This window comes from Rhizobium sp. PEPV16, assembly GCF_008919455.1.
In the GTDB taxonomy this organism is placed as follows: domain Bacteria; phylum Pseudomonadota; class Alphaproteobacteria; order Rhizobiales; family Rhizobiaceae; genus Rhizobium; species Rhizobium leguminosarum_Q.
The window spans coordinates 1-305 of the sequence record NZ_VSZV01000004.1; the positions used below are offsets into that span (position 1 = coordinate 1).

A 305-nucleotide genomic window follows, 5' to 3' on the forward strand; every position below is an offset into this window, starting at 1 on the left:
GTTCCGCTACGCGATGCACATGCGTGACAAAGCAAAGGGGGCTGCGTGATGGCCCGTCCTCATCCGAACGGCCCGAAGCCGGCACAGATCACCGCCGGGCGCATCGGCCTCTATGCCTTCCTTTTCATCGCCGCACTTTTCTTCCTTCTGCCTCTCTACACCATGGTCGTCACCTCGCTGAAGTCCATGGACGAAATCCGGCTCGGGCAGATCTTTGCCCTGCCGGCCACGCTCGATTTCTCCGCCTGGGTGACCGCCTGGTCGGGCGCCTGCATGGGAACTGTCTGCGTCGGCATTCGCAGCGG

Annotated in this window: 1 pseudogene; it reads left to right on the plus strand. The window is 63.0% G+C overall.

What is annotated here, in order from left to right:
- Positions 1-48: 48 nt before the first annotated feature.
- Positions 49-305, plus strand: a pseudogene (locus FY112_RS00025) (carbohydrate ABC transporter permease); the annotation flags it as partial.